This window comes from Ruegeria atlantica (assembly GCF_013032455.1).
Classification (GTDB): domain Bacteria; phylum Pseudomonadota; class Alphaproteobacteria; order Rhodobacterales; family Rhodobacteraceae; genus Ruegeria; species Ruegeria atlantica_B.
In genome coordinates this window covers 29124-42608 of sequence record NZ_WQCF01000007.1, presented here as the reverse complement: position 1 = coordinate 42608, position 13485 = coordinate 29124, and the positions used below count along the sequence as shown (strand labels likewise).

The 13485-nt window shown below is 57.8% G+C and carries 14 protein-coding genes; 9 read left to right on the top strand and 5 right to left on the bottom strand.

Annotation, left to right across the window (positions count from 1 at the left end; translation table 11 throughout):
• Nucleotides 1-17: 17 nt before the first annotated feature.
• Nucleotides 18-2459 (bottom strand): ATP-dependent helicase HrpB, encoded by a 2442-nt coding sequence (hrpB, locus tag GOW93_RS13080; protein ID WP_170385413.1) that lies wholly within the window; start codon nt 2457-2459, stop codon nt 18-20.
• A gap of 130 nt (nt 2460-2589) precedes the next feature.
• On the opposite strand from hrpB, the gene meaB reads away from it, so the two are divergent.
• The 5 genes from meaB (at nt 2590) to GOW93_RS13055 (ending at nt 6533) form a co-directional block, all read left to right on the top strand.
• Nucleotides 2590-3567: a methylmalonyl Co-A mutase-associated GTPase MeaB gene (gene meaB, locus GOW93_RS13075; RefSeq protein WP_170384836.1), complete on the top strand. Its 978-nt coding sequence runs from the start codon at nt 2590-2592 to the stop codon at nt 3565-3567.
• 317 nt (nt 3568-3884) lie between these two features.
• Nucleotides 3885-4862: a Hint domain-containing protein gene (locus GOW93_RS13070; RefSeq protein WP_368039672.1), complete on the top strand. Its 978-nt coding sequence runs from the start codon at nt 3885-3887 to the stop codon at nt 4860-4862.
• A gap of 119 nt (nt 4863-4981) precedes the next feature.
• Complete coding sequence (gene rpmB / locus GOW93_RS13065) at nt 4982-5269, top strand: 50S ribosomal protein L28 (RefSeq protein ID WP_039532366.1); 288 nt, start codon at nt 4982-4984, stop codon at nt 5267-5269.
• A 400-nt stretch (nt 5270-5669) separates the two neighbouring features.
• The gene (locus GOW93_RS13060; RefSeq protein WP_170384830.1) at nt 5670-6020 is read left to right on the top strand and encodes a hypothetical protein; all 351 of its coding nucleotides are present in this window, start codon (nt 5670-5672) and stop codon (nt 6018-6020) included.
• 39 nt (nt 6021-6059) lie between these two features.
• Nucleotides 6060-6533 (top strand): copper chaperone PCu(A)C, encoded by a 474-nt coding sequence (locus tag GOW93_RS13055; RefSeq protein WP_170384827.1) that lies wholly within the window; start codon nt 6060-6062, stop codon nt 6531-6533.
• Between the two features lie 88 nt (nt 6534-6621).
• Here the strand turns inward: GOW93_RS13055 and GOW93_RS13050 are convergent, their stop codons facing one another.
• Both GOW93_RS13050 and GOW93_RS13045 read right to left on the bottom strand, forming a co-directional pair.
• Complete coding sequence (locus GOW93_RS13050; protein WP_170384824.1) at nt 6622-7230, bottom strand: HdeD family acid-resistance protein; 609 nt, start codon at nt 7228-7230, stop codon at nt 6622-6624.
• Nucleotides 7231-7290: 60 nt separating this feature from the next.
• Nucleotides 7291-7986, bottom strand: coding sequence for an NAD-dependent deacylase (locus tag GOW93_RS13045; RefSeq protein WP_170384821.1), 696 nt, complete (start codon nt 7984-7986; stop codon nt 7291-7293).
• 28 nt (nt 7987-8014) lie between these two features.
• Here GOW93_RS13045 and GOW93_RS13040 point away from each other — a divergent pair, with 28 nt between their 5' ends.
• Nucleotides 8015-8458, top strand: coding sequence for a low molecular weight protein-tyrosine-phosphatase (locus tag GOW93_RS13040; protein ID WP_170385410.1), 444 nt, complete (start codon nt 8015-8017; stop codon nt 8456-8458).
• Here the strand turns inward: GOW93_RS13040 and GOW93_RS13035 are convergent.
• Complete coding sequence (locus tag GOW93_RS13035; RefSeq protein WP_170384819.1) at nt 8455-9396, bottom strand: LysR family transcriptional regulator; 942 nt, start codon at nt 9394-9396, stop codon at nt 8455-8457. The two genes, GOW93_RS13040 and GOW93_RS13035, sit on opposite strands and share 4 nt — an antisense overlap.
• Before the next feature lie 65 nt (nt 9397-9461).
• The gene (locus tag GOW93_RS13030) at nt 9462-9770 is read right to left on the bottom strand and encodes a hypothetical protein (RefSeq protein WP_170384815.1); all 309 of its coding nucleotides are present in this window, start codon (nt 9768-9770) and stop codon (nt 9462-9464) included.
• Nucleotides 9771-9946: 176 nt separating this feature from the next.
• Between GOW93_RS13030 and GOW93_RS13025 the strand changes: the two genes are divergently transcribed.
• From GOW93_RS13025 to GOW93_RS13015, 3 genes are all read left to right on the top strand, one after another.
• Complete coding sequence (locus GOW93_RS13025; protein ID WP_170384812.1) at nt 9947-10570, top strand: RNA ligase family protein; 624 nt, start codon at nt 9947-9949, stop codon at nt 10568-10570.
• Between the two features lie 87 nt (nt 10571-10657).
• Nucleotides 10658-12457, top strand: a complete 1800-nt coding sequence (gene lepA, locus GOW93_RS13020; protein ID WP_170384809.1) for a translation elongation factor 4 — start codon at nt 10658-10660, stop codon at nt 12455-12457.
• Nucleotides 12450-13475, top strand: a complete 1026-nt coding sequence (locus GOW93_RS13015; RefSeq protein WP_170384806.1) for a hypothetical protein — start codon at nt 12450-12452, stop codon at nt 13473-13475. The genes lepA and GOW93_RS13015 overlap by 8 nt, the downstream gene beginning before the upstream one ends.
• The last annotated feature ends 10 nt before the right edge of the window (nt 13476-13485 follow it).

Here is a 13485-nt window from a genome sequence, read left to right as displayed (position 1 = left end):
TGTTGCGAAAGGCGGAGTTACCTCCGCCTTTTGGCGCGCAGGGTCGGATCAGCCTGTGTTGGGTCTTCGGGCCAGGGGTGTTTGGGGTATTGCGCGCGCATGTCCTTGCGAACATCTGCATAGGATCCGGCCCAAAATCCGGGCAGGTCACGCGTGATCTGAATCGGGCGTTGCGCCGGGGATAACAGAGTTATTTTAAGCGCTTCGCCACCCACTACTGGATGCCGTGTGACGCCAAAAAGTTCCTGCAGGCGAACTGAAATTTCCGGCACCGCGCCGCCGTAGTCAATTGGTACCTTGCGGCCCAGCGGGGTTTCGAACGCCCCTGGTGCTCGGCGGTCCAGCTCTTGCGTCTGGTTCCAGTCCAGCCGCGCGCGCATTGCGGGCAATAGATCGAAGCGTTTCCAGTCCTCGGCATTGCGCACGCCCGAAAGCATGGGCAGCAACCAGTCTTCAAGGGTGTCTGTCAGCCCTTGAAGGGTGAAGTCCGGCAAATCAGCGCCTTCGGCTCGCACCAGCTCGACCCGAGAGGCCAATCGCGCTGCAGCTCCGTCCAGCCGCAGCCCCAAGTCACGCACGCCGTCCAGCATGGCTTGTGCCACGTCTTCGTCTGGTACGGTCTTCCAGATGCGATCGCTCAGAGTAATGGCGCCCAGCCTTTCTTGCTTGCGTGACACGACCCGGCGCTCGCGTTTGGACCATTCACAGCTATCAACCCAGGTTATCTGATCGGAAAACAGATCGCGAATTTCGCGCTCAGCGATCTGAGCTGCCATGCGAACGCGCGCCTCACGCGGGTTGCCGTCCGTATCCGTGACCACAAGATAGGGTGCGGCGGCCAGCGTGTCGTCATTCTCTAACACCACACCTTTTCCACCAGACAGAACATAGCGTGGTACGTCGCCTTTACGGCGTTGCCCGATCCGGTCGGGATAGGCCAGAGCCGCCATTGCGGCTGGACACAGTCCGCTGGAGGTACCTTTGGTCCTCAGCCGTTTGGTCTCGGCCTTGATCCGGTCCGCAGCGCCCACATTCACCTGCCAGACTCGGTTGCGCTGAAACGCGCGGGTGTCGCGCAAGGCTTCCAAGCGCAACAGCATGTCCGCAGGCGCACCTTTCAGCGGATCACGCTCGGCCATCAGCGCGGCCAAAGGGGCAGCGTCTGGCCCAGCGCGTTCCAACATATGCCCGAGGCGCGGGTGCAGGGGCAGTGCCGACAACGCCTTGCCGTGATAGGTGATACGCCCATTGGTATCCAACGCGCCAAGCATCCTCAGCAGGGCCTTTGCCTCGGCCATCGTGCTGTCGGGTGGGGGTGTCAGGAAAGCCAGATCGTCCGGCTCTGCCCCCCACAGCGCCAACTCAAGCGCCAGACCTGTCAGGTCAGCCGCCTCGATCTCGGCCGGTGGATAGGCAGCCAGCGCGCCTTCCTCGCCCTTGGACCACAGGCGATAGCATACCCCCTCGGCCACACGCCCGGCGCGGCCTGCGCGCTGGATGGCCTCGGCCCGTGTCACGCGTTCGGTGACCAGCCGCGACATGCCCGAGCCAGGATCGAACCGCGCACGACGCGCTTGGCCCATATCGACGACCACGCGGATGTCCGGGATGGTCAGCGAGGTTTCGGCAATTGATGTGGCCAGCACCACTTTGCGCCCGGCCTCAATCGGCGCAATCGCGGCGCGCTGGGCGGCAAAGGGCATTGCGCCGAACAAGGGACGTACTGCGCAGTTACCGGGCAAACGTCTGACCAAGGCCGCTTCGGCTCGACGAATTTCGCCTTCACCGGGCAAAAACACCAAAACACCTCCGCCGGTTGCGCGTGTGTCGCGTTCAGCCTGAATCACCAGATCGACCAGAGCATCCAAACGTCGCGCCTGGGTACCCAAGGGGCGATCCAACCAACGGGTCTCGACCGGATAGCTGCGCCCTTCGGACGTGACCAGAGGCGCGTCCATCAGTCGGCCAACTGGTTCCGCATCCAATGTAGCTGACATGGCGACCAGGATCAGGTCATCCCGCAGCGCACCTGTGACTTCCAGACACAATGCTAAGCCAAGGTCGGCGTTCAGGGACCGTTCGTGAAATTCGTCGAAGATCACCGCGCCAACGCCCGGCAGATCGGGGTCGGATTGCAGCATCCGGGTAAGAATACCTTCGGTGACGACTTCGATCCGGGTTGCTTTCGAAACCTTTGCGTCACCGCGCACCCGGTAACCGACGGTCTCTCCGGCGCGTTGGCCCAAGGTTTCGGCCATCCGTTCGGCAGCGGCGCGCGCGGCCAGTCGTCGCGGCTCAAGCATTACAATCTTGCCGTTACACAAGCCTGCCTCAAGCATCGCCAGAGGCACACGCGTAGTTTTGCCCGCACCCGGAGGGGCCTGCAGCACAGCGCGGCCCTTGGCCTTCAAGGCCGCAAGCAAGTCAGGGATGGCGTCATCAATCGGCAGGCGTGTCATGCTGGCTTTATCCGCCAAGCGCAGGGCAAGGTCCAGTTCTGGCACGTGGCATCACGTTCAGCGGTGCAAGGCACTGGACAAACCCTGAGTTGCTCGGTCATTTAGGCGAAAATCGAGTAAGGGGCCTCGCATGACGACTGCTGAGCTGGGTGACAGGATTTTGAATGGTGAGCGCCGCGCGCTGGCCCGTGCGATCACTCTGGTTGAAAGTGGCCGCGAGGATCACCGGATGCAGGCGACCGAGCTGTTGGCGCACGTGGCCAAGGCGGGGCGTCAATCCCTGCGCATCGGCCTGTCGGGCACGCCCGGAGTGGGCAAGTCCACCTTTATCGAGAGCTTTGGCATGATGTTGATCGAGCAGGGGCTGCGCGTAGCGGTTCTTGCTGTTGACCCCAGCTCGGCCCGTTCGGGTGGCTCAATTCTAGGGGATAAGACCCGGATGGAGCGTCTGAGTCGCGAAAAAAATGCCTTTATTCGACCGTCACCCAGCCAATCCCATCTGGGGGGTGTCGCCCGACGGACGCGCGAGGCAATTGCGCTGTGCGAGGCCGCCGCGTTTGATGTGGTGCTGATTGAAACGGTGGGTGTGGGTCAGTCGGAAACCGTGGTATCCGAGATGTCCGATCTGTTCCTGTTGCTGCTAGCCCCTGCAGGCGGAGACGAATTGCAGGGTGTCAAACGCGGCATCATGGAAATGGCCGATATTATTCTGATCAACAAGGCGGACGGAGACCTGAAAACTACCGCCACCCGAACGTGTGCGGATTACGCCGGTGCTCTGCGTCTGTTGCGCAAACGACCGCAAGACCCCGAGGGATTCCCAAAAGCCATGACCGTCTCGGCGGTTGAGGAGCATGGTTTGGAGAACGCATGGACTGAGATGCAGTCGCTATCGCAATCCCGCCGAGAGAGCGGTCATTGGGACGCAAACCGGTCAGAACAGGCGCAGTACTGGTTCGAACAGGAGGTCCGGGCGGCCCTTCTTGCGAAACTGTCAACTACACAGGCGCGGGTTGAAATGGAGCGGCTGGGGACGCAGGTGCGCGCGGGTGGGCTTAGCCCTTCGGCAGCTGCCGAGAGCATGCTGGCTTCTCTGATGAACCCTTAGACGGGTTAGTCCTATCCCAGCAATAAGAATCGTCTTTAGGTTGTGTTTGATGCTGACGCAGGCATGCAAAGATGATATTCTGGTGGTCCTGTTGCATAGGATCTTCCCCGATGCCGCGAATAGTAGGGACAAACAACGACGACGATATAGACGTCACAGGCAATAGCGGGACTCTGAACGGGGATCCGCAAGGCTCTCCGATTGACAATGTTCGAGGGCGCGGAGGTGACGATGACATTGATGTCTCTAGCAGCACTATTGCCGAGAACGTTGTTGGAAATGCCGGAAGCGATACCATAACTGTTACCAACAGTTCTGTGGGTGGACGCGTTGCTTCAGGCGCTGACGCCGATGTTGTCGACATCAGCGGCTCGACTGTGGGCAGTATTCGGTTGGGGGCTGGGAACGACACTCTAAATTTCAGCAGTACTTCGGTCAGTGATGACATACGCGGCGGCAGTGGTACAGATACCTTGAACCTACCTGCCGGGACTGTCGTTGCAGACAGCGTGTTCGGCACCTTCACCGTCGAAGATGGAATCGGTTATTCCGTGTCCAGCGGCACATTTACCCTGCCCTCAGGCATTGTGGTGACGTATTCAGCCTTTGAAAATGGTTCAGGGGTTCCGTGTTTTACACGTGATACCCGAATTTTATCCGAGGTGGGGGAGCGTCCGATTCAAAACCTTAAAGTCGGAGATCTGGTCCCTACAATGGAGCATGGCGTCCAACGTATCCGTTGGATCGGTCATCGTAGCTTTGAGCGTGCGAGCTTGTTGGACAACCCTCGACTGCTTCCAGTACGCATTTTGGCGGGAGTATTGGGTAACGAGATGCCGCAGAGAGATTTACTTGTCTCACGCCAACACCGGATGCTGGTTCAATCCAAGATAGCCGAACGAATGTTTGGCACCTCGCAAGTGCTGGTCCCTGCAATCAAATTGACTGTATTGCCCGGAGTTTACGTCGATGAAAGTGTGGAACAGATCGAATATTTTCATCTGCTCTTTGATCGGCACCAGGTGATATTCGCCGAAAACGCGCCAACTGAAAGCTTGTTTCTTGGGGGTGAGGCGCTGAAATCCCTTGGTTCGGATGCTGTCCGAGAGATTTTTGAGATATTTCCAGAGCTGAAAGAAAAACGATTGACACCGCGACCGGCACGCTATTTTCCTCGAGGGCAGCAGCAAAGGCACCTTTTGCAGCGGCATCTTAAGAACAACAAGCCATTGCTGCAGGGGCAAGTTCACTTGGGTGATGATGTTACTGCAAAGAATCCGCGCGATCTGTCTTGACCCTTCCTGCGATTCCCACTACACGCATCCAACCAGTTTTCGGGCGCGACTTCGGGTTGCGCCCCTTGTGATTTGGCCGCAGGCATCATGCCCGGCCTCCAGAAACAAAGGAAGAAACCATGTCGCGCCGTTGCGAACTGACCGGAAAAGGCCCGATGACTGGCAACAATGTCAGCCACGCCAAAAACAGAACTCGTCGTCGTTTCCTGCCGAACCTGAACGACGTTACCCTGCAGTCCGAAACCCTGGGCCGTGGCGTCAAGCTGCGCATCTCGGCGGCTGCTCTGCGTTCGGTTGACCACCGCGGTGGTCTGGATGCGTTCCTGGCCAAAGCCAAGGACGAAGAGCTGTCGGCAAACGCGCTGAAAGTGAAAAAGGAAATCGCCAAGGCACAAGCTTCGGCCTAAGCTCCTTTTTCCTGCTAAGAATTCAACCCTGTGCCACAAGGTGCAGGGTTTTTTGTTTCGCGTTGTGTTCCTGAGTTGGAAAAAAATTGCGCCCACGGTGATCTTGTTCACATACGCTGATCTCAATCCGCTTTATGTTTAGTCATATCATCTGGCGGAGTTTACCCCCATGTCATTCAAATTCTCTGATTTCCTCTCCCTGTTGGCGGCCTTTTTTGGCAAGACATTTGGGACATGTACTCGGATGCAGCGACAGGTGAACAGGTTGCATACCAGCCTGACCAAGGGGTCGGTCAATCGTCCCGGTTTGGACGGCTGACGATAGCACAAGGCTGCGGGCTTCTGGCGCACCTGATAGCGCTTGAAGCCCGCTTTTCTTCCTGACTATATCTGGCGCAGGATGAAACCCGTTCTGAATAAAATTCTACCGTTGGTGCTGTCGCTGCTCGTCGTTTTGACAGGGCAGGGGGTGGCGTCTTCGCGTGGAATCGACAGTGCAGTCGGGCAAATGGTTTTGTGCACGGGCACTGGACCGGTTGTGGTCTATATGGATGCCGAAGGCCAGCCGACGAAGCCCCCGCACTATTGCCCTGACTATGCGTTGAGCCTGTTGGGTGCGATTGCTTTGTCGGAGCCAGCTTTGCCGCCGGCGCCGAACAGAGCCCTGCCAGCACCGTTGCGCAAGGCGGAAAACCTGATTGCCCTTCCGGTTCCGTACAATCCAGCGCGTGCGCCTCCGCGTCTGGTTTGAACCTGTTTTCCAACTATTCTCTGAAAAAGGAGAGGCGCAATGTCCCTCAAATCCAAACTCTTTGCCACTATGGCTGCTGTAACTCTGGCCACGACCGCCTTTGCTCAGGATACGATTGCCGTTGATGACGCTTATGCCCGGTCGTCGGGTAAAACTGCCAAGGCCGGTGCGGCCTTTATGATGATTCAGAATGCCGGAGAATCCGATGATCGGTTAATTGGCGCGAAATCAGATGTTGCTGCGCGCGTTGAATTGCACACCCATGAAATTGACGATGCCGGCGTGGCTAAGATGGTCCATGTAGAGGAAGGAATTACTATTCCGGCTGGCGAAACCCACATGCTGAAGCGTGGCGGCGATCATGTGATGTTCATGGGCCTGACGGCACCTTTCGAGCATGGCGCGACAGTTCCTGTGACGTTGATATTCGAACACGCAGGCGAGGTTGAGATCGAGGTCCCGGTAGATCTTGAACGTCAGGACAAGGGCGGCCACGGAACGCATTCGAACTGAGGCAACGCCTGTCTTCGGGCCGCGCTGCGGCCTTCATCCACGCATCAGGCCGGGTTATGCCCCGGCCTGTTCACTTCGTGGTCGATGCTTAGCGGTTGACCACGCGCATCGCGACGCGGTCATGGGCGCGTTTGAACCGTGCAGTCAGCCAGAACATCACGGCAGAAAAGGCCAGAGCGCCGAAGGCAATTGCCCAGCCCAAAGCCACCATGCCGCTGCCCGGCCAGAAGATCAGCACCAGTCCGATCACCAGCGCAATAATTCCCGAGTTCCGCACCGAAGATGCGTCTGGATGTTGGTCCGACATCTGTCGCCAGGCCAGCAGTGAGCCCACTCCGATGATCAGCGCCCATGCGCCCAGTAGGAAGAACGTCAGTCGCGCCACGCCCTCGGGCCAGATCAGGAGTACTAGTCCGATTAAAAGGGCTCCGACACCAACGCCTCCGATCAATCCGCGCCGCCCAAACCCCAAAAGGGTCAGGCCGCCATCCACGATCAAAAGCAGCCCGACCAATCGCAACAGTAGTGTAATGCTTCCCGTTGGCCAGAACAAGGCCGCGGCTCCTAATGCCCCAGCTAGGATGCCGCGAAGCAGGAATGTCCACCATAGTCCTGCAAGTTGGTCTCCGAGGGCATCGCGGCCGTCGAGATTACCGTCTTCCAGGATTTCTTCGCGAGGAGGGTGGGGGTCTGGCATTTTATTCTCCCGGCTTGTTAGGCCTTCACTATAAACGGATAATTCGGCTGGTGTCTGCGATCATCTCTGGCTCAGCAGCTTATCTACCCAGCGCGGCACTGTATCCGTAGCTGGGCCAAGGATGACCTCGTCAAAACTTGAGGCACCGTCTGAGGGGGTGAGGTTAAACTCGACCGTTCGAGCGCCCGAGAGGCTAGCTTCGTGGACGAAGGCGGCGGCGGGATAAACCTGACCAGACGTACCGATGGCGGCAAATATCCAAGCCTCGGCGATATGGTCATAGATGGCGTCCATGTGGTAGGGCATTTCACCAAACCAGACCACATCGGGGCGCGCAGCGGGGGCGGCGCAGGCCGGGCAGGGTTCGCCGACGGCCATTTCGGGCGGAGACACCCAGCGGTGCTCACAAACCGCGCAAAGCGCACCGGCCAGCGTGCCGTGCATGTGAATCACGTTCCGGGCGCCACCAGCCTCGTGCAAGCTGTCGACATTCTGGGTGATGATTACAACCTCATCGGGCCAATCCTGCTGCAGGCGGGCCAAGGCCTCATGAGCGGCGTTAGGTTGGGCCTTGGCGGCTTGGACCCGGCGCGCATTGTAAAACCCGTGGACGAGAGCGGGGTCGCGGGCAAACCCTTCGGGTGTGGCGACATCCTCGATCCGGTGTTGTGCCCACAAGCCGCCTTCGTCCCGGAAGGTGCCCAGCCCACTTTCGGCGGAAATCCCGGCCCCTGTCAGAATGACGATCTTTTCCATCTTTGCCCTTCGCGTTAAACCATTGCCCATGACACACCGTATCCTCTTTGTCTGTTTGGGCAATATCTGCCGATCCCCCGCTGCCGAGGGCGTGTTTCGCGCCCGCGCTCCGCATCATTCCACCGACAGCGCCGGAACGTCGGGCTGGCATGTTGGTGATCCGCCCTATGGGCCGATGCAGGCAGCGGCACGAGCGCGGGAAATTGATCTGAGCGATCTGAGGGCCCGCCAGTTCGTAGCCGAAGATTTCCACCGGTTCGATATTATCATCGGCATGGACGCAGAGAACATCGCAAATATCGAAGCATTGCGGCCAGCGGACAGTACAATCCCGGTTCGCCTGTTGACCGATTTTGCCCCCCATATAGGCGCGGATCATGTGCCCGACCCATACTACACCCGTGATTTCGACGGGGCGCTGGATTTGATCGAAGCAGCTGTTGAGGGGTTAGAGGCGCATCTGCGCGCTTAAGCCATCACTTTGAGTCGATCAGTCAACCAAGGCAATTGCGCCAAGGCCGGATCGACAATCTGATTCCGCATCAGGCGACGCATCATGCCCGCTACTTCTTGCGGCACCTGATCGGACCAGTCAGTACGTGTGAACAGCGAGATGGTGCGCGAAAGCTCTCCGAACGGGGCGGGGTGCACATCCAGCGCATCATGGAACCGTGTTGCCCGCATATAACCCAGCGGCGTGGTGATCGCCCAGCCCAGCCCACGTGCCGCCATTGCCATCAATGCCAGATGCGAACCGATCTCGAACCGTTCTTCATAAGTCAAATGTTGTCGCGCCAGATGCGCTTCGATCTGGCGGCTGATGAGCTGCTCGCGGGCGTAACGCAGAAACGGCAGCTCCTCTACTGCGTTATCTGCGCCCTTGGGTGTCACCATAATGAACGGATCCTGGACCAGAGGGTACTCGACCACGCCTTCCAGCACTTCACCGGAATGCGCCGACACCACCAAGCGGAGACGCTGCGCCTCAAGCTCGGCGAACAGGTCCAAGCTGGGCAGGGTGATCAGTTTGAACTTTGACCGGGTCAGGCTGTCAGCCAGCAAGGTCGCCAGTCGGGGAGTCAGGTCATTGTCGAAATCGTCGATCAGCCCGATGGACAGGGTGGTCAGGTGCCCCAGGTCCATCACCGTCAGCTCGCTTTGGGCCATCTGCAACTCAGCCAGAACCGTCTCGGTCCGGGCAAGAAAGCTGCGCCCGGCCTGCGTCAACCGCATGGGGCGGCGTCCGTGATCGACCAGCTCGGTTCCCAGGGCGTTTTCCAGATTGCGCAGCTGCTGTGACACTGACGGCTGGCTGAGCCCGGTGATCTCGGCGGCTTGTGCCACCGATCCCGTCCGCGCCAAAGCCTCGAACACTTCGAGCCCGCGCAGGGTCAGCCCTTTCATCACCATGCAATACACCTTTCGCTGCGCCTTTTCTGGGGTGCAGCGTGGGTCAGGTCAAGGCATGAGATGGCTTAGCTGCAGATCGCCTGCGCCATTTGGCCGAAGTTCTGATACCGATCCCACAGCGCATCATCGCGCGCGGTCTGCGACATCTTCAGCTCTTGCGCCTGATGGGGGTCGGTGAACCACTTTGCCACGGTTTTCTGATCGCTGCGGGTCAGCGCTTGATTGGCCACCCGCTGAATGCAATTGCACCGATCCCGCGTTGCTGCCGACCGGTCCGACGCCAGACAGGCGCGCTTGATCTGCGCCGCATCCGCGACATGGGCCACCGTTGTCAGCGATGCCGCACAAAATGCGATAAGGAGGAACTGTTTCATACTCGAGCCTCGTTTTTTGCCTGCCCGGACGGATCTGATGCCCCTCTCGGTCTGTGCGGGAGTATGAATCAAACTGGATTCGGGATCAATTGGGCGGTTCGAAAAAGTGATTGCGCAGGTTGGGAATGTCGCGTTTTCTGGCCCGACTTTGTTTAGAACTCTTTCGTGAGACCAATATGCTTAAGAAATACGGGCGCACTTTCCACTTGCCGCAATCTCCCGGTGCCACGAGCGATGACAAGATCATGTCCAGCGTTGATGAATTGGCATCAGCTGATGAGGTGGTTTTCACCGAAAAGATGGACGGTGAGAATACAACCATCCACAGTCACGGTTGTCACCCTCGCAGCATCGACGCGAGATATCACCCATCGCGAGATTGGATGAAGGCATTTGCAGCGGGCATTGCACCTCAGCTCGCCGATGATGAGCGTATTGTCGGCGAGTATCTGTTCGCGCGTCATTCCATCGAATATTCAGCGTTGCCGACTTACTTCCTGGGCTTCGCATGGATCAAGGCAGATCGCGTGCAATCGTGGGACGCGACGCTTTCACGCTTTGTCGAGCTTGGGATCACCGCTGTTCCCGAACTCTATCGCGGTCGGTTCTCTGCTAAGGTTGTGGCGGATGTGATCGCAGACTTAAATCTGGATACTCAGGAGGGGTTTGTCGTTCGCACAACGGCTGCGTTTAACGAGGAAGACATGCCCACTCATCTCGCGAAATACGTACGTGAGGGCCACGTCCAGAGCGAGACGCATTGGATGAACGCGGAGCTGGTTAAAAATAGGTTGGTCTGATCGGTTGGAGGCCTCGCATTCAAAGGGTTTCGCTAGGGTCTCGTCCCACCTTGACCACAGCCCATTTCCGACGCATATCCCCAACCCATGACAGACCTCGCTCATATCCGCAATTTCTCCATCGTCGCGCATATCGACCATGGCAAATCCACCCTTGCTGACCGGCTCATCCAGGAGACCGGAACCGTCAAGGATCGCGACATGAAGGAACAGCTGCTCGACAGCATGGATATCGAGCGGGAACGCGGCATCACCATCAAGGCCAACACAGTCCGCATCGATTATACCGCCGACAATGGCGAGCAATACGTGCTGAACCTGATCGACACCCCCGGCCACGTGGACTTTGCCTATGAGGTCAGCCGGTCCATGCGCGCGGTTGAAGGCTCGCTGTTGGTCGTCGACTCCACCCAAGGGGTCGAGGCGCAAACGCTGGCGAACGTGTACCAAGCCATCGACGCCGATCATGAGATCGTGCCGGTGCTCAACAAGATCGACCTGCCAGCGTCCGACTGTGACCGCGTGGCCGAGCAGATCGAGGATGTGATCGGCATTGACGCGACCGACGCCATTCAGGTCAGCGCCAAGACAGGGCAGGGCATCCACGAGACGCTGGAAGCCATCGTGCTGCAACTGCCCGCACCGCAGGGCACCGTGGACGCGCCGCTCAAGGCGATGCTGGTGGATTCCTGGTACGACGCCTATCTCGGCGTCATCGTTCTGGTCCGCATCATGGACGGCACGCTGAAAAAGGGCATGCGGGTCAAGTTCATGTCGAACGGCACCCTGCACCATGTGGACCGCGTCGGCGTCTTCCGGCCTGAGATGGAGATGGTGGACTCGCTTGGCCCCGGTGAGATCGGCTTTCTCACCGCGTCAATCAAACAGGTCCGCGACACCCGCGTGGGTGACACCATCACCAATGACCGCAACGGCACCGAAGAGGCTCTGACAGGCTTCAAACCCGCGCAGCCGGTGGTGTTCTGTGGCCTGTTCCCCGTCGACAGTTCCGAATTCGAAGACCTGCGCGACGCGATCGACAAACTGGCGCTGAACGACGCCAGCTTCAGCTTTGAAATGGAAACCTCGGCCGCGCTGGGTTTTGGCTTCCGCTGCGGCTTCCTGGGCCTTCTGCACCTTGAGGTCATCCGCGACCGTATCGAACGCGAATACGATATCGAGCTCATCACCACCGCGCCCTCGGTGATCTATCACGTCTACATGAAAGACGGCGAGATGATCGAACTGCACAACCCCGCCGACATGCCCGACCCGTCGAAGGTCGACCATATCGAGGAACCGCGCATCAAGGCGACCATCCTTGTGCCCGACGAATACCTCGGCGATGTGCTGAAACTGTGCCAGGACCGCCGCGGCATCCAGTTGGACCTGACCTATGCGGGCAGCCGCGCCATGGTCGTCTATGACCTGCCGCTGAACGAGGTCGTCTTCGATTTCTACGACCGCCTGAAATCGGTGACCAAGGGCTATGCCTCGTTCGACTACCAGATGACCGGCTACACCGAGGACAATCTGGTCAAGATGTCGGTGCTGGTGAATGACGAGCCCGTCGACGCGCTGTCGACCATGGTTCACCGCGACCGGGCCGAGATGCGGGGCCGGGCGATGTGTGAAAAGCTCAAGGACCTGATCCCGCGCCACATGTTCAAAATCCCGATCCAGGCCGCCATTGGAGGCAAGGTCATCGCGCGCGAGACCCTCTCGGCGTTGCGCAAGGACGTGACGGCGAAATGCTACGGCGGCGACGCCACGCGGAAACGCAAACTGCTGGACAAGCAGAAGGCGGGTAAGAAGAAGATGCGCCAGTTCGGGAAGGTGGATATCCCGCAAGAGGCCTTTATTTCGGCGTTGAAGATGGATGGCTGACAAGCTTGTCATCGTAGTTGGAGCTGGCGCAAGTGCAGAGTTTAAATTGCCGATTGGATCGCAACTGGCAGATCAAGTGTCGGACTCTGCGAACACAATTCAAATCTACGGTGAAGCTCACAAGCAAAACATTGATCCGCATTTGTTTTCCGCTGCCAAGCTGATTGGTTCTGAAAGCGGCGATGCAGACTTTATAGAGGAACTAAGAAGGATATCATCCGGCGTTCGGTTGATGCCGTCTATTGACAACTACTTACATGCGCACTCGCACAACGAAGTTAGAGTAAAGCTAGGCAAATTGTTGATAGCCGATGCCCTGATCAAAGCTGAACGACGATCATCACTCTACTTCAATCCCCCAAAAACCCATGAAACCTTCAACTTTGCAAATGTCGCTGATACATGGCTCGCGGCGTTGTTTAGAGCGATCGTTACCGCAGGTAAAATTGAGCAGCTAGAGAGCTGGTTGGAACGAATAACCTTCGTATCATTCAACTATGACAGAGTGATTTTCAGGTTCTTTTTTCTGGCTGTTCAGGCGGTTTTTGATTTGAGCGAAGAAGAAGCGTCCAAGTTCTGCGAAAAACATCTAAAGGTCTTGCATCCCTATGGCTCTCTCGGTCGGTTGCAACCAAGAAACAGAGAGTCTGGATTTGGTGAAAATAACCATCATCAAGCGCTACTGTCCTCTGTGAACAATATCAAAGTTTTTACAGAAGGTGGCGAGCGCCAAACACGCCAATTGGTAAGACAGGCAATTCTCGAAGCTGGCTCAATTTGGTTTCTAGGATTTTCGTTTCTTGACCTGAACATGAAGTTTCTAAAACCCGCAGATCAAACGTATTTAAAGGTGTTCGGTACTTTGAGAGGTATGTCTGATTTCAACTCCAGAATTGCGAGAAAAGAATTGGCTAGCTGGATCAGGAATGGAAGTGCATATGAACCAGGGTTTGATTTAGTTAGAACCGATTGTTCGATCCTTCTTAACGACTTTTCTGGTTTCTTCCGAAGCAACTAGGGATTTTCGT

What these genes read in the sequence shown, in the direction of transcription:
- hrpB (WP_170385413.1), bottom strand. Translation starts at nt 2,459, where the DNA reads ATGACACGCCTGCCGATTGATGACGCCATCCCTGACTTGCTTGCGGCC.
- meaB (WP_170384836.1), top strand. Translation starts at nt 2,590, where the DNA reads ATGACGACTGCTGAGCTGGGTGACAGGATTTTGAATGGTGAGCGCCGC.
- rpmB (WP_039532366.1), top strand. Translation starts at nt 4,982, where the DNA reads ATGTCGCGCCGTTGCGAACTGACCGGAAAAGGCCCGATGACTGGCAAC.
- GOW93_RS13060 (WP_170384830.1), top strand. Translation starts at nt 5,670, where the DNA reads ATGAAACCCGTTCTGAATAAAATTCTACCGTTGGTGCTGTCGCTGCTC.
- GOW93_RS13055 (WP_170384827.1), top strand. Translation starts at nt 6,060, where the DNA reads ATGTCCCTCAAATCCAAACTCTTTGCCACTATGGCTGCTGTAACTCTG.
- GOW93_RS13050 (WP_170384824.1), bottom strand. Translation starts at nt 7,230, where the DNA reads ATGCCAGACCCCCACCCTCCTCGCGAAGAAATCCTGGAAGACGGTAAT.
- GOW93_RS13045 (WP_170384821.1), bottom strand. Translation starts at nt 7,986, where the DNA reads ATGGAAAAGATCGTCATTCTGACAGGGGCCGGGATTTCCGCCGAAAGT.
- GOW93_RS13040 (WP_170385410.1), top strand. Translation starts at nt 8,015, where the DNA reads ATGACACACCGTATCCTCTTTGTCTGTTTGGGCAATATCTGCCGATCC.
- GOW93_RS13035 (WP_170384819.1), bottom strand. Translation starts at nt 9,396, where the DNA reads ATGGTGATGAAAGGGCTGACCCTGCGCGGGCTCGAAGTGTTCGAGGCT.
- GOW93_RS13030 (WP_170384815.1), bottom strand. Translation starts at nt 9,770, where the DNA reads ATGAAACAGTTCCTCCTTATCGCATTTTGTGCGGCATCGCTGACAACG.
- GOW93_RS13025 (WP_170384812.1), top strand. Translation starts at nt 9,947, where the DNA reads ATGCTTAAGAAATACGGGCGCACTTTCCACTTGCCGCAATCTCCCGGT.
- lepA (WP_170384809.1), top strand. Translation starts at nt 10,658, where the DNA reads ATGACAGACCTCGCTCATATCCGCAATTTCTCCATCGTCGCGCATATC.
- GOW93_RS13015 (WP_170384806.1), top strand. Translation starts at nt 12,450, where the DNA reads ATGGCTGACAAGCTTGTCATCGTAGTTGGAGCTGGCGCAAGTGCAGAG.